Raw genomic sequence first — 24,180 nt, 5'->3', positions numbered from 1 at the left:
GTTCATGCGTCAGAAATTCCGGGTGACGAACATCCCGACGAAATTGCGATCCGCGTATGGCTGCCCCACCGTGTTGTGCCCGCCGAAGAATGCCGAAAAGTTGATGCCCGCCTGCCAGACGGTCGGATTCTGGTTGAACAACACATAGACGTTCACCGACTTCGCGCCCTGCAGGTAGTTGCCGGTGAACGTCGGTGTATAGCCGTAGAGTCCGGTGGAGAAGGTCACCCCGGGCGTCACCTGCCAGCCGTGGATCAGCGTGCCGTCATAGGTCCAGTTGAAATCGATCGTCGCGCCGACCGAACTCGCCGTGCCCTGCGCTGCCACGATCGGATAGCCGAGCCCCGAGTTGTTGTTCAGCCACGCCAGATAGCCGGCGGCAGGTACCTGCGTGACCGTCTGTCCGTTGATCGTGCGCGTGACGCCGTTGGCATTCAGGCCCGGGTAATGGATCCACGTCAGTTCCCACGTCAACGTGGCCGAATCCGCGCCGAGCAGCTTCAGGAACGGATACCCGCTGCGCGTGAGCGCAAGCAGGCCGTTGATGTCGAGCTGGAATTTCTTCTTGTCGGCCCACTGCTGGCAGTCGATGCCCGACACGCCGTTCGTATTCATGTCGAGCGGACCTCCGGCGCCGAAGCAGCTCGACAGCGCCACCGCGTCTCGCGGGCGATACGACAGCTCGGCGCCGATCGCCCAGTCGCCGAGCGCGAAGTTGGTACTGGCGCCGAAGAGCTGGCGGTTGCCGAGATACGACCATTGCGCAACCCCATTCGCCGTCGACGTCAGCACCGGCGCCTTGTCGATATAGTTGACGTAATACAGCGCGAAGTTCGCACCGAGGGAAGCGGGCGCAAAGCCGAATTTCACACCGAATTGCGGCCGGTATTTCGCCGGTAGGTTTGTCGTGGTCGGAAAACCGATGTCGTTGAACGGCGGCCCCGCGAACGCGCCGTTGACGAGACCGTTCTTGATCGCGTTGAGCGTATCCTGATTGCCTGCCGCGCCCGGCCCGCCGATCGCGTTCGCGATCGTGCCCGCGCTCGGCCCGGCCACGTTCAGGTTGGTCGTGTTGAGCGTGAACGGTTCCGCACCACGGCCAAAGCCGTTCGTGGTCGACCAGAATGTTCCAACGGGCGGATAGCGGTTGCCGTTCCACTGAAACTGGTAGTAACCCTCGGTACTGATCCCGTGCGAGAGATCCGCGGCGAAGCTCACCATCGGCGCAGGGAGCAGACCTTGCTTGAGTTGCGTGCCCGGAATCAGCAGCTTCTGGATATCGAGCGAGTTGGTCGCATTGATACCGTTCTGCGCGAATATGCTCTCGCCCCAGTTGATCACCTGGTTCCCGATCCGCACATGCGCGGGCCGCCCGTTGATCGTGAAATCCTTCTCGCCCCACAGGTCGAGCAGTTGCGCGTTGTACACCACCTGCGCCGCCGCGGTGCTCGACAACGGCGTTCGCTCGGTGTTCTTCGCCATGAAGTCGTACATGCCGGTACCGCGCACCATGAACTTCAGCCCCGCGCTCGGCATCTTCAGCAGCAGCTCGCTGGTCGCGCTGATGTAGGTGCTGAACGGCTGCCCCTTGCGGTAGTTCAGGTCACCGTTGTCGCCGAAGCCCCATTGGTTGGCATTGGCCGCCGCACCGCAACCGTTCGCGTTCGGGTCGCCGGTGAGCGAGCAACTCGGGCTCTTGGTCCGAATGCCGGCTCCTGCCGTGATATTGCTGACCAACGACCCCTGCACGGCGCCATCACCCATCGTGAAATCGTACGCATAAGCGGTCGATGTCGCGACACCCAGCATGGAAATAGAAACGGCAGTACGACTAACTATATTTTTCGCTTTCATATCCCCCACCTCCAAACCGGATGCCGGCGACGCATTCATGCACGACGGCTCAGTTTCTATCTTCTCGTCGCGTGTCAGCGTTCGCTGACCGACCGCAGCGTTTCTGCTGTAAAGAAGTCCGCCTTGAAGCGTGGATCATTGGCTTGCTGATACCAGCGGAGGTCTTTGCCTTGACCGATCGACGATGAATCGGTTACATAACGCCCATTGATCAAGTCATATTGCGCGAATGGCTCGTTATCGCAGGTACCGCCCAGCTCCCACACCGGGATCGGGTAACTCTCGCGCACTCTCCACAGCTTGCCTTGGGCGTCGTAGTCCTCGCCGGCGAGCGCCAACCAGCTATCCTCATCCAGATAGAAGACCTTCTTCGATGCAACGTGGCGCGCTGTGGTCTTGAGCGTCGCCTCCACAACCCAGACGCGGTGCATCTCATAGCGCCGGTTAGCGGCGGCGACACCATCAGGCCTGATCACGTCGTGCAACTTCTCATTGAATTTGTACATGCCGAAGACGTTGTACGGCACGATCATTTCCTTCTTGCCGACGAGCTTCCAGTTGAACCGATCGAGGGAGCCAAAGAACATATTGGCTTCGTCGATCAGGTACTGGTTTTCGAAACCGATGACCGGCGCATCGTGCGTATAGGCCGGCATGCGGCGCACGCGCCTCTGTCCGGGGAAGTAGTAGAAAGTTTCCGGATCCTTGTTGAAGAATTGGCGCTGAACAAAGGCCTGCCCGGCCAGCGCCGGCGGCGATTGCATCTGGAAGAAGGTGCCGCTGCTGAACTGGTCGACGTCCTGAGGCGTGTGTTTGCCCGACTTGCTCGGCGGGAAATATTGAATTGCCGTGCTGATTGCATCGATCCATTCGCTGCCCCCCGGACGCGGGGAAACCGTCGTCACCACCGACGGCCATTCAATGGCTTCGCCCCGGTACCGCATGAGATAGTTCAGAATTGCTTCGGCGCCGTTCTTCGGTTGCGGAAATGCGACCCCCGGAAGATTCGCAGTCTGCAACTGCTCGCCCGTCGAATCGAGCTTTGCCGCCGCGAAGTTGGCCTTCGAGTTCTGCGCGACAAAGTCCGGCACTTGGCATTCGCGATGCGACGGATACACGTCCATCCGGTAGCCTTTCTTCTGTTTGACCAGCGCGATCTGCCCAGGTGTCAGCTTGTCTGCGTACTGGTCGATGTTCGACGCGTCGATCGAGTACAGCAGCTTCTCGTTCTTGTGCTTCCAGAAATCGCCGCGAACCTTGCCCCACTCCCAGCCAGCATCGGGCGATTGCTTGCCGACGTAGGCCGCCACCGCACCGTCCTTGCTCGCAGCGTGTTCAGCACCTTCCGAGGTGAGGTCTTCCGCTGCGACAGCGCCGCCTGCCGAAAGTAACAAGACGGCTGCAATAGCAGACGCAGCTCCAATTTGATGCTTCTTCATCATCGCCTCCTTCCGATTCCACATTCATTCGCCGATCACGCCACTGTCTAACGATCAGCATTCCTTACAATACGATCACTGACGATCCGGCTTACCTGCTTCCTGATGATTCACATCTCGCCGGATCCCGCAACTGCCATTGCCCGAATTTCAACGCAAAGCTCGGGAAGACCGAGTTGCGTCACGCCGACCGCCGTCCATGCGGGAAAGCGGTTCGGAAAATATTCGTCTTTGACGGCTGAGAACAGCTCAATGTCGGCTTGCAGATTCGTGTGGAACGTCGTCAGTTCGACGACGTCGGACAGGGTCGCCCCGGCCGCCGCAAGAATCGTCTTCAGGGACTCGAATGCGATTCGGGTCTGTGCCTGCACGTCCTCGCCAACTTTCATCTGTGCGTCGACTCCAACTTGGCCAGACACCCAGATCGTGTCGCCCACACGGGTCGCCGGCGTGAAGTGGTAGGTATCGTGCCAAGCCAGAAACTCGGGAGGAACGATCGATTGCCGTTGAGTACCAGATGCCATGGTGCATATACCTTCGATTAAACGAGTTGATGGGCCCTATGGTGCGCGGAATGGATCGGCGCGGTGCACGTCGAGGCTCTCTTTTGCCTTCCGCCTCGCAGCCCGCACCCTTCGATACTCAAGGCACTGCGCATTCGACCGATCATATACGCGCATGCGACCTAAAATTAACGCGCCCACAACCTAAGAGTAGCGCGCCACTGACCTAACAACAAGGTAAACAAAAATAGGGAAAACACTGACTTGAGTGTCGGGTCGCCCGGAAAGATCCTTGATTTCAAGGGGTATAGACACGAGGCGGCGGCCCGCCTGCGGACTGCGAGGTTGAGCCGGCACGGGCTTCCAATCGCGATATGACTGCAGCAGCGCACCGCTTGCCTGGCTACACGATGGTGTATCCTCTTACTAGGTTGCGACCTATAACTTGCGATAGATCGAAGTGAATCTCTTTTCTTGAGGGGGAGTCAACGTGCAACAAAAGGCGGTAAGGCGAGCAGCCGTGAGTGACCTTGCCGAGGCAAGATCAGCGACGGGATCGACTGCGCAGGGAAATCGGGAACGGCGCCTTGCACAGATCATTCTTGCGGCGCAGCAAACGTTTCGCGAGGATGGCTATGCCGCGTTTGCTGCACGCAGCGTAGCTGCGCGCGTAGGGATCACGTTAGGAAACCTTCAATACTACTTTCGAACGAAAGGGGAGTTGCTGAGCGCGGCGCTGATGGCATACGTGTCTCAGAAGATTAACGACTACACCACCATCGCAAACCAGCCGGGCATGAGTGCTCAGCGGCGTTGCTCAGCGCTGGTAGAACGCATTTTTTTCGATATCAACGAAACCGATCTACCGAAGTTCTTGTTTGAAATATGGGCATTCGCCCAGCAAGACCCCTACGCTGCCGAGCTCGTTGATGACATGTATGCCGAGCATCGAAGCACCTTCGCGAAGTTGTTATCCGAGATCCACCCGACTTTGACTCACGAAGAGTGTCTTGCCCGTGCATCTGTGATTGTCGTGCAGATGGCAGGGATCATGATATTCGCCTACAACGGCGAAGATTCGGATAAGGACTATGCCGACTGCGTTCGCGTGACAAAGCAGTCGGTAAAAATGATCGTTGACCTTTCGCCAGAAGTGCTCGAGAACGACGTAACGCTTCGCGGTTTGCCCAATCTCGAGACTCACGGCACGAACAGTGCGCACGGCGCCATCTTCAATTCTGACAAGGATGGCCAGGACCTGTTCGAGTTGAGCGCGCGACAGACCGGCCAGGATTCGCCTTATTACCGACCAACAGTTCAAGGGAAGCGACGAAAGGTAAAGATCAACGAAATCGTCTCCACGGCCGCGAACCTATTGGCGACGGAAGGATACGGGAACTTTACCCTCGCGGGAGTAGCCAGGGAACTGGGCATCCCGGAATCCGCGCTCCGGAACTACTTTCCAACACATGATGATCTGCTGCGATCGACCACGAGCGCGCTCATGAACGTTTATCAGGACCGGTATGCGGAAATGGGCAAGCCAAGCGACAAGCCTGCGTTGGAGCGACTGTGCGAGATCACGGTTGATGCTTTTGAAGAGGCTCGCGATTCAAGAGTGTGCCGATTCTTGTTCGAAATACTTGCGCTGGCCCAGCACTCGGACATTACGCTGGAACTGACGAAAACGCTCTACTCGGCCTATCGGGCACTCTATGTGGATTTAGTACGCGAGCTTGACGCTTCTGCCACCGCCCGCGAATGCCACGCGCGCGCGACGCTCATCGCAGCTCAGACAGAGGGAGCACCAATTTTGTTTTTCGGTTCAAAGAAGCAACCGTTAGAGGCGAATCGCATTTTCGAGTTGATGAAAGCCGTCACGATACGCGTCGCGCAAGGCAACGTTGGCACCAAGAGAGCGACAGAGAGTGGCCAGCGGAGATCGACGGCCTAGTTGGGGCAGCGAGAGACTTCCGAATCGATACGGTCGACTTGGTCACTGTCATGGATTCCAGGCTCCGGCTAAGCTGACATCCGGCTGCACGATGCAGGCGCTGCCCGCAATCCGCCTATTGCTGATGTAGAACCCAGCTCGCCTCAAGGTCGGCAAAGGCAGGCAAGCAGGCAAGCGAAAACTGCCGGAGGACACTACCTTCGGAGCGACGCGGCCGTCTGGACAACACAGTCTCAAAGACGGCGAACGTCGCTCTCTGGCCGATTCTGGGCAATCCGCATCGCTCAACGGGCATCCAAGGCGCCTGACGTCCCACCGACCACGAATGCCCGCTCATCTCCTATCCTGGCCCCGTAAAGGTTCACCATCAACCGATGTCGGGACCGATACCGACGCGAGCCGGTGCGATCAGCCGCGCGGCAGACTGGGCCGATGGCAAAGGCTGCCAGCGCCCTGCCTCAATCGACGCGATCAGACGGTACGGGATCCCGCGACGGCTCGACAAGCCGACCTCCCCGCTTCGCCGCGCGCGAGCTCGGAGACAATGGCACGCTGCCGATGATGAGATCGAGCGCGTTCGCCTACTGGCCTGATTGGCAATCGGGCTGGCGTGACAAGCCGGATTCCGGCGATACAGTGAACCGCCATTCGCAACCACTCAAGGACAGTCGCATCAGCTGTAGCACCCATTCACCACCTGCCGCCTGAGTTCATAACCCAGATCGCGGCACAGCTTGCCCCCACATCGGCTCCCTCGACGTGCGCCACCGCTTCGACACGGAGGTTCCGCCAGACAGCACGCCGTCGCACCGTGTCACACTATGGGTGTAGGCAAAATAGCGCTGATGAAATTGGAAATCTCTCGACATGCTCCCGAAAGCGGCGCCCGCGCGGCAACCCAAGCAGCAACGATCGCAAGCGACTCAAAACCGGATTGCGCAGGCAACCATACACCTGCTGGGTGAAATCGGTGAAGCCGGCCTGACGCATCGCGACGTCGCGAAGTGCGCGGAGGTTTCCCTGGCGGCCACGACTTACCACTATGCGTCGAAATTCGATCTCATCGCTCATGCGTCTTCCGTCATCCTCGAAGACTACGCGGCACGATTTCGCAATTTTGCGTCCCGTCAGGCGGCCCGCACGTCGGATCGCCCCACGTTTGAGCAATTCCTCGTCCGCTTATTGCGCAATGCCGCCGGACGGGACCGGCTGCGCACAATCGCCTGGTGCGAGATCATGCTCATCGCCGCACGAAACTCCGATACCCGTGCGCTCGCAAAAAACTGGTACGCGCGCCTGCGCGAGGTCTGGACAGATATTGCGTCGCTCCTCGGCGCAAGCTCCGAACCACTCCACGTCCAGGCTGCGATCGACCGGACCATTGGCCTACTGTTCATCGTCACGGCGCTCGGCCTCACACCTGACGAGGCCGCGGCCTGCTTTACCAGCGGCCTGGACTGTGTCATGCCAGAGCCTCTGTCTGATGTCCCGGCGCCCGCTTTGGAGCGCATATCCAAGCGCGGCAAAGGGCTCGAAACCCGCAAGCAATTGCTCGATGCCGCCATTCGGCTGATGGCGGCCCGCGGTGCCGGCGCAGTGACAGGACATGCGGTTGCCGCCGAGGCCGGCGTCACCCCGGCTCTGCCATCCTACTATTTCAAGCCGGTCGGCACACTGATCGACGCAGCGCGCGAACAACTCTATGAAGCAGCGAAGGCGCGTTATCGCGAAAGCGTGACCGGGATCGACCTCACGGTCGCAACGGTAGACCAGATCGTTGATCTGACCACCGCCGTATTGGTCCGCGAAGTCACACAGTTCAGCGACTTCAACCTCGCCACCCTCGCGATTGAAGTGGAGGCAGCGAGACAGCCAGCGCTAAGACCAATGGTGGGCCGATGGTTCAGCGACCGAAGCCGAGCCTGGCATCGGCTCCTTGCCGGCTTCGACAGCACGGCACCCGCGGCAGTTGGGCTGCTCATGTGCGGTCTCTTCACGGGCATGCAGGTCCGCCTGCTGGCGACCGGCGCCGAGATCGCGGCGTTGAGCGACCTGCGACTCGAGTTTCTGGGCGCCCTTGAAGCAATGAACCACCCAAAACCACCTTCCCCGCATAAATCTGTACAAACATTCAAAAAATGATTGACGCGAGCTAGCCGACCACCTAGCATGAACTCATTACACCGCCGAAATACGCGCCTATCCGCCTATTTGGCTGGTTCACGGTATCTGTACAACTAGATTGTTTCGACTTTCACTGGACATGATCCGCCGACTCGACCTCGTCGGCGATAGTCTTCAGAAAGCGTAGCAACCGGTCGCGCCCGCAACCAGCATTGGCGCATCTACAGGCCATCCGGGAGTTCATTTCAAGGAAAGCAAGCCATGACGATCAATCTGACCAACCGAGTTGCCATTGTCACGGGGGCCGGAGCGGGCCTCGGACGAGAACATGCCCTGCTGCTCGCGCGATTGGGCGCGAAAGTCGTTGTGAACGATCTCGGCAGCGATCTGAATGGCCGCGGCGGATCCGGTACCGCCGCCCAGAACGTTGTCGACGAGATCGTGGCTGCCGGTGGCGAGGCGATCGCGAATGGCGCTTCGGTTACTGATGTCGACCAAGTACAGCAGATGATTGACCAGACGCTGTCGCGCTGGGGCCGCGTCGATATTCTCGTGAACAACGCAGGCATCCTGCGTGACAAGACCTTCAGCAAGATGACGCTCGACGACTTTCGCGCAGTCGTCGAAGTCCATCTGATGGGCTCGGTGAATTGCACGAAGGCCGTGTGGGACGTCATGCGAGAGCAGAAATACGGCCGCATTGTGATGACGACGTCGTCGTCGGGCCTGTACGGCAATTTCGGGCAGTCCAACTATGGTGCGGCGAAAATGGCCTTGGTCGGCCTGATGCAAACGCTGGCGATCGAGGGGGAACGACATAACATCCGCGTCAACTGTCTCGCGCCTTCTGCTGGCACTCGAATGCTGGAAGGTCTCGTTTCTGCCGACGCTTTCAATGCCCTCTCACCCCGTGCCGTCAGCCCGGCCGTAGCCGTGCTCGCCAGCGACGATGCGCCTACCCGCATGGTGCTTTGCGCGGGCGCAGGCAGCTTCGAGGCTGCACACATTACGCTCACGCCGGGGATCTACCTTGGGACCGGCGAAAATGTGCCGCACACGCTCGCTCAGCGGCTCGACGAGGTAGCCGCCGGCAGCGGTGAATCCGTTCCTGCGTCAGGTGCAGCACAGATCAATATCGAGCTGCGCAAGGCCGGCTTTGTTGAACCGAAAACCAGCGAGCATGAGCATGCGTGACACGATCCGTCCGATTGCCGACGTAACCGGCATCGACCAGGAGCGCCACGCGCCTGATGCGCAGCATCACGGTCGTGCATCGCTATCGCCGGCGCAATTGTCGGCCCTCGTCGGCGAGGAGTTGGGCGTTTCCAAATCGTTATGCGTCGACCAGGCCTCGATCAACGCCTTTGCCGATGTCACGCATGACTGGCAGCCCATCCATGTCAACGAAGAAATAGCACGCACGGGTCCGTTCGGCAGCACCATCGCTCATGGGTTCCTCACCCTTTCGCTGCTCTCGGCAATGGCGTACGACGTCGTTCCCGTACTCGAAGGCCAACGCACAAGCATCAATTACGGCCTGAACAGTCTGCGCTTCCTGACGCCCGTCCGCAGCGGCGAGCGTGTGCGTGGACGATTCAAATTGAAAGAAGTCGTAGAGCGAAGCCCGGGCAGCTATCAGTTGACCGTGGGCGTCACGGTGGAAATCGAGCACCAGCCCAAGCCCGCGCTGGTAGCCGAGTGGGTGATGCTCGTCAACACCTGACAGCAATGGACATCCAGACGTCCTGCTTTATCTTCATTTTATTAAGCATTCCTTTTTACTTATACGGTGATGGTCGAGGCTTCGATCAAGAACCGGGCACATTCACAGATCAATGCCATGACCAGCGAGCTCATCCTCTGTCGCCACGACCTGGACTTCATTCTGTTTGACTGGTTGCAGGTCGAATCGCTCACCGTCCGCCCGCGCTTTGCCAGCCAGGACCGGTTCGACTATGCGTCGGTGCTCGACGTCTACGAACTCCTTGCAGCTGACTTATTCGCGCCCCACAACAAGAAGAACGACAGTCAAGAACCCACGTTCGATGGAGAGCGCGTGACCGTCAACCCGGAAGTCGGTATCGCATTGCGTGCGTTTGCCGATGCCGGCCTGATCAGCGCGTCGTTTCCCGCGGAATGGAACGGCATGAGCCTGCCCGCTACCGTCGAGCGGGCAGGCATGGCGTACCTGCTAGCAGCGAATCCTGGCACGGCCGGCTACGCATTTTTAACCATTGCCAACGCGAACCTCCTGATTGCACACGGCGAGCACGAACTGGTGTCCCATTACGTCGAAGCGATGTCGGAAGGTCGCTGCTTCGGCACAATGTGCCTGTCGGAACCGCAAGCCGGCTCGAGTCTCGCGGACATCCGAACCCGCGCAGTGCCAACCGGTGACGGCCGCTACCGAATGTTCGGCAACAAGATGTGGATCTCGGGAGGCGATCACGAGATTACCGAGAATATCGTCCACCTGGTGCTTGCAAAGATCCCGGACGAGAACGGCCAGTTGCCCGCTGGCGTGCAGGGCATCTCACTGTTCACTGTCCCTCGCAGGCTCGTCGGCAGCGACGGGGCAGCCGGGGAGCGCAACGATATTGCCTTGGCGGGCATCAATCACAAGATGGGCTATCGCGGCACCGTCAACTGCGTGCTGAATTTCGGCGAAGGCCGTTTCCATCCAGAAGGTGAAGCCGGTGCGCTTGGCGAACTCGTGGGCGAACCCGGCAAGGGGCTCGCCTACATGTTCCACATGATGAATGAGGCGCGCATCTCCGTCGGCCTCGGCGCAGCCGCGCTCGGCTATACCGGCTATCTGCATGCGCGTGACTATGCGAAGACGCGGCTGCAGGGGCGCCCACGCATCGAGCGCGATCCCACGACAGCCCAAGTGCCGATCGTTCGTCACGCCGATGTGCGTCGCATGCTGCTTGCCCAGAAGGCGTATGCATCGGGAGCACTGGCGTTGTGCCTGTACGCGGCTCGCCTCAGCGACGATCTTCATTCACTGGACGACACCCGCGCCTGCGCGAATGCGCAAGACCTACTCGACCTGCTCACGCCGATCGTGAAAAGCTGGTCTTCCCAATGGGGGCTCGCGGCCAATGATCTGGCGATCCAAGTGCATGGTGGATACGGTTACACGCGTGAATACAACGTCGAGCAGTTCTATCGGGACAATCGGCTGAACCCGATTCACGAAGGCACCTTCGGCATCCAGGCACTCGACCTGCTTGGCCGAAAGACCCGCCAAAACGGTGGGGCGGCCATGGCACTGCTTGGCGAGAGGATTGCGCATACCGTAACGCGGGCGCAGGCGAGTAGGTCACTGCAGCGGCACGCCCTCACGCTCGAAGCTGCGTGGTCTCGAATCCGCATGGTGACGGGCGCGCTGCACGCCATCGACAACAGCGAACTGCAGCTCGCCAATGCTGCGCCCTACCTCGAAGCATTCGGCCACGTCGTAGTCGGCTGGCTGTGGCTCGACCAGGCGGTTGCCGTAAACGCGCTGGCGTCCGATGTGCAAGCAAGCGACTTCCATCGCGGCAAGCTCGCCGCCTGCGATTATTTTTTCGGTTGGGAGATGCCCAAAGTTTCCGCATGGCTCGCGGTGCTGGACCCCGTCGAGACGACCCCGCTGAACACGCCCGTGGAATGGCTCTGAGCGGCGCCGCCGCACTGTTATCCGCATGGCCAGGTTCGCCGTTTTCCATTCGACCAAGGACGCATCATGATCGACGCAGTCATCGTTTCCACCGCCCGCACGCCGATCGGCAAAGCTTATCGCGGCGCATTCAACGCCACGCGCTCGCCCACGCTGCTGGGGCACGCGATCCGGCACGCGGTATTGCGTGCCGGCATCGAGCCCGACCGTATCGAGGATGCCGTGATCGGCTCCGTGCTCAACGCCGGCACGGCCGGCGGTAATCTCGCCCGGCATGGCGTGTTGGCAGCCGGGCTTCCCGCTTCGGTGGGGGCGCAGACACTCGACCGGCAATGCGCGTCCGGCCTGATGGCAATTGCCACCGCTGCCAAGCAGATCGTCTGCGACGGCATGCAGGTTGTCGTCGCGGGCGGGCAGGAAAACATCTCGGCAGTGCAGGCCCGCTACTTCGAGTGGGTGAGCGCAGAGCGGGACCCCAACGTGGTGTCCGCGCAGCCGGCGGCCTATATGCCGATGCTGGAAACCGCCGAGTTCGTCGCGCGCAAGTACGGTATCTCGCGAGACGCACAGGACCAGTACGCGCTCGAGTCGCAACAGCGCACCGCCGAGGCCCAGGCAGAAGGCCGCTTTGCGGACGAGATCGTGCCGATCACTACGCAGATGTCGGTCATCGACAAGGTCACCGGGCAGACGTCGCTCAAGGAGATCACGCTCGCACGCGACGAAGGCAATCGTCCCGGTACGACGCTCGCCTCGCTCGGCGAGCTGGCGCCCGTTATGCAGGGCGGCGTCGTCACTGCCGGCAATGCCAGCCAACTGTCAGACGGCGCCAGTGCCTGCGTGTTGATGAACGGCAAAACGGCGCAACAGCTCGGCCTCGAACCGCTAGGCGTTTATCGAGGAATGACCGTTGTCGGTAACGCGCCGGAAGAAATGGGCATCGGTCCCGTGTACGCGATTCCCAAGCTGCTGAAGCTGCACGGACTGACGGTGCAGGATATCGGCCTGTGGGAGCTCAACGAAGCGTTCGCTTGCCAAGTGCTGTACTGCCGCGACAAGCTCGGCATCGATCCGATGCTGTACAACGTGAACGGCGGCAGCATAGCGATTGGGCACCCGTACGGCATGACGGGGGCCCGGCTGGTCGGCCACGCGCTGATTGAAGGCAAACGACGCGGCGCGCGTTATGTAGTCGTGTCGATGTGTGTCGGCGGCGGCATGGGGGCTGCCGGATTGTTCGAAGTGGCCTGACGCGTCTATTCGTAGCACGCGTGGCCTTTTGGGTTTTGCCAACCTGCCCACGCGTGCAGCGAACTATCGGACGTGTATTGAGCAATGTTAAGCGCGTCCTTCTTGGGGCCGCTATTGGGTTCATCCCATGATCCAGGTGTGTGTTTGGGGAGGCCTCCAGTTCCCCCTCGGGCCGACCTCTCCCTCGCTCGCCTTAGATGTCAATCCGCTCGGTTTAAACGACCAACGACACGTGCACATGGCCGCTCGAAAATACGCGTTTACGGAAGCTATGCAAGAATCTTTCGACCCGTAATCGCATAACAACAGCCATGAGTGACACGCTGCAGGAAGCGCATGCAGCAGCAGATCACGCAATGCGCAACTGGACCTTCGACAGGCAAGGTCCGGTCCGGATCGGTTCCGATGCGCATATGCAGATGTTCTGCCGCATGCTGCTCGACACACACAATCCGTACAAGCCGGCAGTGATCGACTGGCCGGCGCTCACACCCGCCGAGCTCAAGCGGCTCACGTCGCTGCCGATCTGGGACATCGCGGTGCAGACCGAAGGCCGCGCATCGATCCGCGTGGCCACCTATGCGGCGACGATCGGCGATCCGCTGCTGCGCCGCGCGCTCGAGATGGACGGCGGCGAGGAAGCGCGCCACAAGGTCGTACTGTCGAAGCTCGTCGCGGCATACGGCATCCGGCTCGCCCCCGAGCCCGCCTACCCGGCGCCGAAAGATCCCGAGTGGTGGTGGATCGTCACGGGCTTCAGCGAATGCATCGACAGCTTCTTCGCGTTCGGCCTGTTCCGTTCCGCCCAGCGCTCCGGCTATTTCCCGCCCGAACTCGTCGACACCTTCGAGCCCGTGATCCAGGAAGAAGGCCGCCATATCCTGTTCTTCGTGAACTGGTACGCGTGGTACTGGCGCTCGCTCCCGTGGTGGCGCCGGCCGTGGTTCTTCGCGCGGGTCGCGGCCGTGTGGGTGCATTTGATCCGGGAGCGCATCGGCATCGCGCGCGGCATCGATTCCGACGGCGTCGCACGTGACGCGAACTTCCCGGCAACCGGCACCGCCGATATCGGCGACGCGCTCAACCCGCGCGAGCTGATCGAATTGTGTCTCGCGGAGAACGACCGGCGGATGGCCGGCTACGACAAGCGCCTGCTGCGCCCGATGTTCGTGCCGCTCATGGCGCGGTTCGCGCTGCGGTTTCTCAAGAAGTAAGGCTGCCGCGCCGGGTAGAAGTCCGGTTGCCCCCGGTTGCCTCGGTTGTCCGATCGGGCAACCGGGCAACGCCTTCCTCGACGCTCGAAACCTCGGGCCGCTGAATTCCACCGGGATCCGCGTGTCTGCGACGGCATCGCCAGCATCCGGCCGCACCGCAAGCGATACACGACGTTCGACGCATCCGTCCCGTTCGGCGGCCCGCACCCGGGTCACGTTCGAACTTCGCTACGCGTTCGTTGCACTTCCATGACGAGCCGCATCACTAGGGCTATCCTGCCCGCCGCTCGCTCGAGGCCGACCCTTCGCGTGCGGTGTGAGCCTCACCGACCTGCATCGACGTGCCGGATGTGGCGCACCGGACACATTCACTCCCGCCCTTTTTTCTTCAGTGCTTCGGCGCGCGCGGACAAATTGTCACACCCGGGATTTGACGATTCGGGGACGTCGCCACCGATGCCGGACAGCCTCTTTAGCAACCTGTCGCCGCCAGGCGCACCGTCGACGCAGATCACGCCTGCCTGACCGATTCGCCCCCGTCGCCAAACCCGTTCGATTGTCACCATCACCGAAATAGTCAATAGGACAAATTCGAAAGATGAATGATGGCGGTCCGGTCCACCTCGTTGTAGCACTTTTTTACAAATTCGACGAGCCAACCGGCCCGAAACGCCCGTCTCGCGGGCCATCGCAGCGGACCAGATGCGCAGATCAGCATAGTCCGATGCTCGATATTTCAAATTAAATCGATTTAAAGATAACCGATAAAATCAATATAAAATCAGCCATCAAATCTTTAATTAACAAATTAACAAGATATCAATCATATTATCCGTCGGCATCTCAACAAACATTACATCAATGAAAGAAATACTCCTCTCGCAAACGTTTGCTATTTCATTCGTCTTACGATTGAGCATCGCCGTTGTGTATCCATCGCACAAAACCAACGCAACTCCATGATTTTTATAATAAAAATCACGAGGCGCGCGGAAGTTTCAAACCCTGCACCAAACATTCTTGCAACTTTCAAATACATTCTGAGCGGATACATCAAAACACGACTTATTAACCATCCTTTAACTTTCAAAACACTCTATTTGTCACTTTTTATCAATCCAAAAAATCCTCCTCCAATAAACTCCGCCCATCAATTTTGAGATTCGCGCGAGCGCACGGAGTATTCCTCTAACAAAAGAGACCGGTGTGTGGCGTGCATATTTGGAGGTAGCAGGACATGAACCGCACATACCGCTCGATCTGGAACGAAGCACTTGGCGCCTGGGTCGCGGCATCGGAACACGATTCGGCACGGGGCAAGCCGAACAAGTCGGCTGTCGTGGTCGCTGCTGTCGCAGCGCTGGCGATCAGCCTGCCGGGGCTCGCCGAGGCCAATACGCTCAACACACAGCAGACCTGCTTTACGGGCAGCAACGGCGCGGTCGGCCGCGTGAACCCGGGCGGCACGCAAAACCAGGCCGGCGACGGCTCCGGTACGTATTCGGTCGTGGCCGGGTGTAACTCCAACGGCAACGGCTGGACCGGTGTCACGGTATATGGCTCATTCGCACAGGCGACCGGCAACGGCGCCGTCGCCACCGGGATGCAGTCGTCGGCCGGCTTGTGGGGCGTCGCGGCCGGCCTCGAAACCACCGCCAGCGGCGCCGGTGCAACCGCACTCGGCTTCGGCTCGACGGCGAGCGCGCTGAACTCGGTCGCGATCGGCGGCGCGGGCGGCAACGGCACGACGCCGCTCTCGCAGGCAAACTCGACGCTCGCGTCGGGCGCGGGCTCGATCGCAATCGGCAGCAACGCAACGAAGGGGGCGCAGTCGGCCGCCTCGGACGGCATCGCGATCGGCGGACAGTCGTCCGTCGCATCGACCGCCACGTCCGGTATCGCACTCGGCCGCGGCGCGACCGTCAATGGGGCGTATGGCATCGCACAAGGTGACGGCGTCATCTCCGGCGCGACGGGCCAGAACGTCGCAATCGGCTCGTCCGGCACGACGGCCAACAGCGGTTCCGCGACCGGCGGTGCCGTGGCGATCGGTCGTTCGCAGACGGTCAGTGGCGACGGCGCGGTTGCCATCGGTAACGGCAACTCGGCAAGCGGTACGGGCTCGGTTGCACTCGGTAACACCAGCACGGCAACCAATAGCTCCGTGGCGCTCGGCAGTTCGGCGGTGGCAACTGGCACCAACGGCTCGATCGCCGTCGGCAATTCATCGACAGCAACCGGCACCGGCGCGATCTCGCTCGGCAACTCCGGCAGCTTCGCCGCCACCTCGATCGCGAGCGGCACGGACGCGCTCGCACTCGGCAACGGCTCGACGGCCAGCGGCGCCGCCGGTGCGGTCGCCGTAGGCGCCGCAGCCGTGGCGTCCGGTACCTACGGGACGGCAATCGGTTCGAATTCGACGGCAAGCGTCGCCAAATCGGTCGCCCTCGGCTACAACTCCCTGACGACCAGCGCGGCAACAACGACGTCCGGCGGCACCACCACCGTCAGCAACGCCACGATCGGCGGCCAGACGTTCGGCAACTTCGCGGGCGCGGGCGCGGCAGGCGGCGTGGTTAGCGTCGGGCAGGCGGGCAACGAGCGCCGCATCCAGAACGTCGCAGCCGGCCTCGTCACGGCGACCAGCACCGACGCGATCAACGGCAGCCAGCTCTACTCGGTCGCGAGCACGACGACGTCGAGCATCACGAGCCTGTCGACTTCGGCTTCGACCGGTTTGTCGTCGGCGAACAGCTCGATCACGTCGCTGTCGACTTCCACGTCGACGGGTCTTTCGTCGGCTACCAGCTCGATCGGCTCACTCTCGACCGGTCTCTCGTCGACGAACAGCTCGGTCACGTCGCTGTCGACTTCCACGTCGACGGGTCTTTCGTCGGCCACCAGCTCGATCGGCTCGCTGTCGACCGGTCTGTCGTCGGCCACCAGCTCGATCGGCTCGTTGTCGACGGGCCTTTCGTCGACCAATAGCTCGGTCACGTCGCTGTCCACGTCGACGTCGACGGGTCTGTCGTCGGCTACCAGCTCGATCGGATCGCTGTCGACCGGCCTGAGCTCGACCAACAGTTCGGTCACCTCGCTGTCGACTTCCACGTCGACCGGTCTGTCGTCGGCTACCAGCTCGATCGGCTCGCTGTCGACAGGCCTGAGCTCCACCAACAGCTCGGTCACCTCGCTGTCCACGTCGACGTCGACGGGTCTGTCGTCGGCTACCAGCTCGATCGGATCGCTGTCGACCGGCCTGAGCTCGACCAACAGCTCGGTCACCTCGCTGTCGACTTCCACGTCGACCGGTCTGTCGTCGGCTACCAGCTCGATCGGCTCGCTGTCGACAGGCCTGAGCTCCACCAACAGCTCGGTCACCTCGCTGTCGACTTCCACGTCGATCGGTCTGTCGTCGGCTACCAGCTCGATCGGATCGTTGTCGACCGGCCTGAGCTCGACCAACAGCTCGGTCACCTCGCTGTCGACTTCTACGTCGACCGGCCTGTCGTCGGCTACCAGCTCGATCGGATCGTTGTCGACCGGCCTGAGCTCGACCAATAGCTCGGTCACATCGCTGTCGACCTCCACGTCGACCGGCCTGAGCACGATTACGACCAAGACCAACAACCTTGGTACCAGCACGGCGTCGGCACTCGGCGGCGGGTCCACGTACGACCCGACGACCGGGACCGTTTCCGCGCCGGCGTACACGACCTATAACGCGAATGGCACGACGTCGACCGCCAACAGCGTCGGCTCGGCGATCAACAACATCAACAGCCAGGGCATCAAGTACTTCCACGCGAACTCGACCGGCGCCGACAGCACCGCGACCGGCACCGACGCTGTCGCCATCGGCACCGGCGCCGTCGCCAGCGCCAAGAATGCCATTGCCATCGGCAACGGCGCCTCCGCCGGCAACAGCAACTCCGTGGCGCTCGGCGCAAATTCGCAGACCGGCACGGCCACTGCCACGAGCAGCGCGACCGTCGGCGGCGTCACGTTCGGCGGATTCGCAGGCACCACGCCGGTCGGCACCGTTAGCGTCGGCAGCCTCAACAACGAGCGCCAAATCACCAACGTCGCCGCTGGCCAGGTAACGCCGACCAGTACCGACGCGATCAACGGCAGCCAACTCTATTCGGTCGCCCAACAGGTCAACACCGCGACCAGCGCCATTTCGTCGCTGTCGACGGGCTTGAGCACGACCAACAGTTCAGTGACTTCGCTGTCGACTTCCACGTCGACCGGTCTGTCCTCGGCTAACAGCTCGATCACGTCGCTGTCGACCTCCACGTCGACGGGTCTGTCGTCGGCTACCAGCTCGATCACCTCGCTGTCGACTTCGACCTCGACGGGTCTCTCGTCGGCGAATAGCTCGATCACCTCGCTGTCGACCTCGACCTCGACTGGCCTCTCGTCGGCTAACAGCTCGATCACGTCGCTCTCGACTTCCACGTCGACTGGCCTGTCCTCGGCTAACAGCTCCATCACGTCGCTGTCCACGTCGACGTCGACCGGCCTCTCGTCGGCCAACAGCTCGATCACCTCGCTGTCGACTTCGACGTCGACCGGCCTGTCGTCGGCTAACAGCTCCATCACGTCGCTGTCCACGTCGACCTCGACGGGTCTGTCGTCGGCGAATAGCTCGATCACCTCGTTGTCCACCTCGACGTCGACCGGTCTGTCTTCGGCTAACAGCTCGATCGGTTCGCTTTCCACGGGCCTCAGCTCGACGAATAGTTCGATGACGTCGCTGTCGACTTCGACCTCGACCGGCTTGTCGTCGGCTAACAGCTCCATCACGTCGCTGTCGACCTCGACTTCGACCGGTCTCTCGTCGGCAAACAGCTCGATCACCTCGTTGTCCACCTCGACTTCGACCGGTCTGTCTTCGGCCAACAGCTCGATCGGTTCGCTTTCCACGGGCCTCAGCTCGACGAATAGTTCGGTAACCTCGCTGTCGACTTCCACGTCGACGGGTCTGTCGTCGGCAAACAGCTCGATCACGTCGTTGTCGACCTCGACCTCGACCGGTCTGTCGTCGGCCAACAGCTCGATCACCTCGCTGTCGACTTCCACGTCGACGGGCCTGTCCTCGGCTAACAGCTCGATCACGTCGTTGTCGACCTCCACGTCGACCGGCCTGTCTTCGGCGAATAGCTCGATCACGTCGCTGTCGACTTCCACGTCGACCGGCCTGTCGTCGGCCAACAGCTCGATCACCTCGCTCTCGACTTCCACGTCGACGGGCCTATCCTCGGCTAACAGCTCGATCGGTTCGCTTTCCACGGGCCTCAGCTCGACGAATAGTTCGGTGACGTCGTTGTCGACTTCGACCTCGACCGGTATCTCGTCGGCAAACAGCTCGATCACCTCGTTGTCCACCTCGACTTCGACCGGCTTGTCTTCGGCTAACAGTTCGATCGGTTCGCTGTCCACGGGCCTCAGCTCGACGAATAGTTCGGTGACGTCGCTGTCGACTTCGACCTCGACCGGCCTCTCGTCGGCCAACAGCTCGATCACCTCACTGTCGACTTCCACCTCGACCGGCCTGTCTTCGGCTAACAGCTCGATCGGTTCGCTTTCCACGGGCCTCAGCTCGACGAATAGTTCGGTAACCTCGCTGTCGACTTCGACCTCGACCGGCTTGTCGTCGGCTAACAGCTCCATCACGTCGCTGTCGACCTCGACTTCGACCGGCCTCTCGTCGGCAAACAGCTCGATCACCTCGTTGTCCACCTCGACTTCGACCGGCCTCTCGTCGGCCAACAGCTCGATCACCTCACTGTCGACTTCCACCTCGACCGGCCTGTCTTCGGCTAACAGCTCGATCGGTTCGCTTTCCACGGGCCTCAGCTCGACGAACAGTTCGGTGACGTCGTTGTCGACTTCGACCTCGACCGGCTTGTCGTCGGCTAACAGCTCGATCACGTCGCTGTCCACGTCGACGTCGACCGGCCTTTCCTCGGCGAATAGCTCGATCACGTCGTTGTCCACCTCGACTTCGACCGGCCTGTCTTCGGCCAACAGCTCGATCGGTTCGCTTTCCACGGGCCTCAGCTCGACGAATAGTTCGGTGACCTCGCTGTCGACTTCGACTTCGACGGGCCTTTCGTCGGCGAATAGCTCGATCACCTCGTTGTCCACCTCGACTTCGACCGGCCTGTCGTCGGCAAACAGCTCGATCGGTTCGCTTTCCACGGGCCTCAGCTCGACGAATAGTTCGGTAACCTCGCTGTCGACTTCGACCTCGACCGGTCTGTCTTCGGCTAACAGCTCGATCACCTCGCTGTCGACCTCGACGTCGACCGGTATCTCGTCGGCAAACAGCTCGATCACCTCGTTGTCCACCTCGACTTCGACCGGCTTGTCTTCGGCTAACAGCTCGATCGGTTCGCTTTCCACGGGCCTCAGCTCGACGAACAGTTCGGTGACGTCGTTGTCGACTTCGACCTCGACCGGTCTGTCTTCGGCTAACAGCTCGATCGGTTCGCTTTCCACGGGCCTCAGCTCGACGAATAGTTCGGTGACGTCGTTGTCGACTTCGACCTCGACCGGTTTGTCGTCGGCTAACAGCTCCATCACGTCGCTGTCCACGTCGACGTCGACCGGTCTGTCTTCGGCTAACAGCTCGATCGGTTCGCTTTCCACGGGCCTCAGCTCGACGAATAGTTCGGTAACCTCACTGTCGACTTCGACCTCGACCGGCCTGTCCTCGGCGAATAGCTCGATCACCTCGCTGTCGACCTCGACTTCGACCGGCCTCTCGTCGGCCAACAGCTCGATCGATTCGCTCTCAACCTCGACCTCGACCGGTCTGTCCTCGGCCAACAGCTCGATCACGTCGTTGTCGACTTCCACGTCGACCGGTCTGTCCTCGGCCAACAGCTCGATCACGTCGCTGTCGACTTCCACGTCGACCGGTCTGTCCTCGGCCAACAGCTCGATCACGTCGCTGTCGACTTCCACGTCGACGGGCCTCTCGTCGGCCAACAGCTCGATCGATTCGCTGTCGACCTCGACCTCGACGGGCCTGTCGTCGACGAACAGCTCGGTCACCTCGCTGTCGACTTCCACGTCGACCGGCCTGTCTTCGGCGAATAGCTCGATCACGTCGCTGTCGACTTCCACGTCGACCGGTCTGTCCTCGGCCAACAGCTCGATCACGTCGCTGTCGACTTCCACGTCGACGGGCCTCTCGTCGGCCAACAGCTCGATCGATTCGCTGTCGACCTCGACCTCGACGGGCCTGTCGTCGACGAATAGCTCGGTCACCTCGCTGTCAACTTCCACGTCGACCGGTCTTTCGTCGGCTACCAGCTCGATCGGCTCGTTGTCGACCGGCCTGAGCTCGACGAACAGCTCGGTCACCTCGCTGTCGACCTCCACCTCGACCGGCCTCTCGTCAGCCACCAGCTCGATCGGCTCGCTGTCGACCGGCCTCAGCTCGACGAATAGTTCGGTGACGTCGCTGTCGACGTCGACTTCGACGGGCCTTTCGTCGGCGAACAGCTCGATCACCTCGCTGTCGACTTCCACCTCGACCGGCCTCTCGTCAGCCAACAGCTCGATCGGTTCGCTGTCCACGGGCCTCAGCTCGACGAATAGTTCGATGACGTCGCTGTCGACTTCAACCTCGACGGGCCTGTCCTCGGCGAACAGCTCGATCACCTCGCTGTCGACCTCGACCTCGACCGCGATCAATGCCGCGAAGACGCACTACTACAGCGTCAACGACAACGGCGTGCAGCAAGCCAACTACGACAACACGGGCGCAACGGGCACCAACGCCCTCGCAGCCGGCGTGAACGCCAGCGCGGCCGGCACCAGCAGCGTCGCGGTCGGCGACGGCTCGAACGCGCAGACGGCGGGCGCGGTCGCCATCGGCCAGAACGCATCGGCAACGGGCGGCAAGGCCGTATCGATCGGCTCCGGCAACACGGCAACCGGCGACGGCGCGGTCGCGATCGGCGACCCGAGCATCGCAACGGGTACCGGCGCGGTGGCGATGGGCGCGAACGACACGGCGACCGGCAACGGCGCAGTGGCGCTCGGCAACGCGAACACGGCCAACGGCGCGAGCGCGCTCGCACTCGGCAGCTCGAACCAGGCCACCGCGGACAACACGATCGCGCTCGGCAACCAGGCCACGGCAAGCGCCACCGGCGCACAAGCGTACGGCTCGGCAGCGAAGGCAACCGCCGCCGACGCACTCGCCTTCGGCACGAACGCACAGGCCAACGTCGCCAACTCGATCGCACTCGGCGCGAACTCGGTCACGAGCGCCGCGAACCCGACGTCGAGCGCCACGATCGGCGGCGTCACGTACCCCTTCGCAGGCGGCTCGCCGGTCGGCGTGGTGAGCGTCGGCGCACCGGGCCAGGAACGCCAGATCACGAACGTCGCCGCAGGCCGGATCTCGGCCAGCAGCACGGACGCGATCAACGGCAGCCAGCTCAACGCGACCAACAACGCGATCAACACGCTGTCGACGTCGACCGCGTCGAACGTCGCGTCGCTGTCGACGGGCATCAACTCGCTGTCGACCGGCCTGAGCGCGACGAACAGCAACGTGGCGTCGCTGTCGACCTCGACCTCGACCGCGATCAACTCGCTGTCGACGGGCCTGAGCACGACGAACAGCAACGTCAACTCGCTGTCGACGTCGACCTCGACCGGCATCGGCTCGCTGTCCACCGGCCTGAGCACGACGAACAGCAACGTGGCCTCGCTGTCGACCGGCGTGAACAACATCAACAACACGTTGAACTCGCTGTCGACGACGATCAACAACAACACGACGCGTTCGGTGAACAACAACGGCATCGCGGCCGACATGAACGGCAAGGGCACCGACGTCCCGACCGTCACCGCCGGTTCGAACTCGGTGGCGATCGGCGCGGGCTCCAACGACGGCGGCCGCTCGAACGTGGTGTCGGTCGGCAGCGACCAGCAGCAGCGCCAGATCACGAACGTCGCGCCGGGTACGCAAGGCACCGACGCGGTGAACGTGAACCAGCTGACGCAGGTGCAGACGACGCTGTCGACGGCACTGTCGGGCCAGCAGGCGCAGATCAACTCGCTGGGTTCGCAACTGCAGCAGACCGACCAGATGGCGAAGCAGGGTATCGCGGCCGTCGGCGCGATGGCATCGATCCCGCAGCTCGATCGCGATGCCAACTTCGGGATGGGCGTGGGTACGTCGACCTTCCTCGGCCAGAAGGCGATGGCGGTCAACATGCAGGCTCGCATCACGGAGAACCTGAAGGCGTCGATCAACGGCGGCTTCAGCGGCGGCCAGAAGGTGATCGGCGCCGGCATGCTGTACCAGTGGAAGTAACGCGTCGCGCCGCCAGGCCACCCGGCTCGCCAGCCGGACGGCCCGCGGCGGCCCCGACTGCCGGACGAGCCCGCCGCGCCACCCGTGGCGGGCTTCAGTCAACCCAAGCATTGAGGATGTAACCGTGAACAAACTCGCTCTTGCGCTCGCACTTTCCGCAACGGCCCTCGCCGCGTGCTCGACCGCATCCGGCCCGACCTTCAGCGCCTCCGAACTGCAGCCGCGCGACGGCGTGCGGACCTTCCAGGTGGACTGCCACGGCCTGCTGTCAGGCCCGCAGACCTGCATGAAGGCCGCCCGCAAGATTTGCGGCGAAGAGCCGGTGCGCGCCGTCGACTCGGCCCGCGCGCTGCGCGACAAATCCGATCCTGCGACGCTCGTGTTCCAGTGCGGCGCGGCGCCGGCCGAAGCGGCGTCGGCCGCCGCGCCGGCGGCTGCCGTCGTCGAACAGGTGAACCTGTCGGGCGACGCGCTGTTCGCGACCGACCACGCGACGCTCGCCCCGACCGCGCGCGAATCGCTCGACCGGTTGCTGAGCGAGCGCGCCGACCACACGTACTCGCAGGTGAGCGTCACCGGCTTTACGGATTCGGTGGGCAGCGACGACTACAACCTCGCGCTGTCGAAGCGCCGCGCCGAATCCGTCGCGGCGTACCTGAAGGCGCACGGCCTGAAGACCGACTCGCTGACGGTCACCGGTCGCGGCAAGGCGGATCCGGTCGCGTCCAACGCGACGCCGGAAGGCCGCGCCAGCAACCGCCGCGTCGAAATCCGCCTGCAGCACTGAGCGGGCCGCCGCCGCGCGCGGCGCCCCGGTCCGGCCGGCCGCCA

General features: G+C 62.0%; 13 protein-coding genes. 9 read left to right on the top strand and 4 right to left on the bottom strand.

What is annotated here, in order from left to right:
* Window positions 1-9 precede the first annotated feature (9 nt).
* The 3 genes from F3J15_RS25125 to F3J15_RS25115 form a co-directional block, all read right to left on the bottom strand.
* A complete protein-coding gene (locus F3J15_RS25125) occupies window positions 10-1,854 on the bottom strand; it encodes a DUF1302 family protein (protein WP_166894696.1) in 1,845 nt (614 codons plus the stop codon).
* Between the two features lie 74 nt (window positions 1,855-1,928).
* A complete protein-coding gene (locus F3J15_RS25120; RefSeq protein ID WP_185626097.1) occupies window positions 1,929-3,296 on the bottom strand; it encodes a DUF1329 domain-containing protein in 1,368 nt (455 codons plus the stop codon).
* Window positions 3,297-3,403: 107 nt separating this feature from the next.
* Entirely contained in the window at window positions 3,404-3,817 is a 414-nt protein-coding gene (locus F3J15_RS25115; RefSeq protein ID WP_107311637.1) for a RidA family protein, read from the bottom strand.
* Window positions 3,818-4,316: 499 nt separating this feature from the next.
* On the opposite strand from F3J15_RS25115, the gene F3J15_RS38235 reads away from it, so the two are divergent.
* The 7 genes from F3J15_RS38235 to F3J15_RS25080 all read left to right on the top strand — a co-directional run bounded on the left by F3J15_RS38235 (window position 4,317) and on the right by F3J15_RS25080 (window position 14,003).
* Window positions 4,317-5,750, top strand: coding sequence for a TetR/AcrR family transcriptional regulator (locus tag F3J15_RS38235; RefSeq protein WP_345891565.1), 1,434 nt, complete (start codon window positions 4,317-4,319; stop codon window positions 5,748-5,750).
* Between the two features lie 867 nt (window positions 5,751-6,617).
* On the top strand, window positions 6,618-7,892 hold the full coding sequence (locus F3J15_RS25105; RefSeq protein WP_166894692.1) for a TetR family transcriptional regulator: 1,275 nt from the start codon (window positions 6,618-6,620) through the stop codon (window positions 7,890-7,892).
* A gap of 243 nt (window positions 7,893-8,135) precedes the next feature.
* On the top strand, window positions 8,136-9,068 hold the full coding sequence (locus F3J15_RS25100; RefSeq protein ID WP_166894690.1) for an SDR family NAD(P)-dependent oxidoreductase: 933 nt from the start codon (window positions 8,136-8,138) through the stop codon (window positions 9,066-9,068).
* On the top strand, window positions 9,061-9,597 hold the full coding sequence (locus tag F3J15_RS25095) for a MaoC family dehydratase (protein ID WP_124508373.1): 537 nt from the start codon (window positions 9,061-9,063) through the stop codon (window positions 9,595-9,597). Before F3J15_RS25100 ends, F3J15_RS25095 begins: the two co-directional genes overlap by 8 nt.
* 117 nt (window positions 9,598-9,714) lie before the next feature.
* A complete protein-coding gene (locus F3J15_RS25090; RefSeq protein ID WP_166894688.1) occupies window positions 9,715-11,538 on the top strand; it encodes an acyl-CoA dehydrogenase in 1,824 nt (607 codons plus the stop codon).
* A gap of 66 nt (window positions 11,539-11,604) precedes the next feature.
* The gene (locus F3J15_RS25085; protein ID WP_124664734.1) at window positions 11,605-12,789 is read left to right on the top strand and encodes an acetyl-CoA C-acyltransferase; all 1,185 of its coding nucleotides are present in this window, start codon (window positions 11,605-11,607) and stop codon (window positions 12,787-12,789) included.
* 311 nt (window positions 12,790-13,100) lie between these two features.
* Window positions 13,101-14,003, top strand: coding sequence for a ferritin-like domain-containing protein (locus F3J15_RS25080; protein ID WP_166894686.1), 903 nt, complete (start codon window positions 13,101-13,103; stop codon window positions 14,001-14,003).
* A 368-nt stretch (window positions 14,004-14,371) separates the two neighbouring features.
* Here F3J15_RS25080 and F3J15_RS25075 read toward each other — a convergent pair whose 3' ends face one another.
* On the bottom strand, window positions 14,372-14,743 hold the full coding sequence (locus F3J15_RS25075) for a hypothetical protein (RefSeq protein WP_166894684.1): 372 nt from the start codon (window positions 14,741-14,743) through the stop codon (window positions 14,372-14,374).
* A gap of 497 nt (window positions 14,744-15,240) precedes the next feature.
* Between F3J15_RS25075 and F3J15_RS25070 the strand changes: the two genes are divergently transcribed.
* Both F3J15_RS25070 and F3J15_RS25065 read left to right on the top strand, forming a co-directional pair.
* A complete protein-coding gene (locus tag F3J15_RS25070) occupies window positions 15,241-23,349 on the top strand; it encodes an ESPR-type extended signal peptide-containing protein (protein ID WP_166894731.1) in 8,109 nt (2,702 codons plus the stop codon).
* Window positions 23,350-23,473: 124 nt separating this feature from the next.
* On the top strand, window positions 23,474-24,136 hold the full coding sequence (locus F3J15_RS25065; RefSeq protein WP_089475527.1) for an OmpA family protein: 663 nt from the start codon (window positions 23,474-23,476) through the stop codon (window positions 24,134-24,136).
* Window positions 24,137-24,180 lie beyond the last annotated feature (44 nt).

This window comes from Burkholderia sp. Ap-955, assembly GCF_011753045.1.
GTDB lineage: Bacteria > Pseudomonadota > Gammaproteobacteria > Burkholderiales > Burkholderiaceae > Burkholderia > Burkholderia lata_D.
The sequence above is the reverse complement of the archived record's forward strand: the minus strand, read 5'-3'. Positions and strand labels throughout refer to the sequence as shown.